Annotated in this window: 1 protein-coding gene; it reads left to right on the top strand. The window is 52.6% G+C overall.

Annotated features, from left to right (window positions below; translation table 11 throughout):
* Positions 1 to 251 (top strand): mechanosensitive ion channel family protein (locus SB660_RS22455; RefSeq protein WP_410584688.1); only part of this gene is annotated, 251 nt, incomplete at both ends.

The following is a 251-nucleotide window of genomic DNA, read 5'->3' as shown; positions in this document are numbered from 1 at the left end:
ATATCATCATCGGTATTGTGCTGATCATCGCCGGCATCTGGGTCGGAAAATGGGTCAACAGCATTATATCCGGGCTCCTGCACCGGGCCGGTTTTGACTCTCTTCTCGGTAAAATGGGCTTTGAACAGGCGGGCACCCCGAAGCTGACGCTTTCTCAGACGGTCGGCATGATTGTTCAGATCATCATCGTCCTGCTCTTTACGGCAGAGGCGCTGCAGCTTGTTCATCTCGAATTTCTCGTCGTTATCGCA

Origin of the sequence: Bacillus sp. SIMBA_005 (assembly GCF_046535585.1) — a bacterium.
Classification (GTDB): Bacteria; Bacillota; Bacilli; order Bacillales; family Bacillaceae; genus Bacillus; species Bacillus pumilus.
This window is presented reverse-complemented; position numbering and strand designations above follow the sequence as displayed.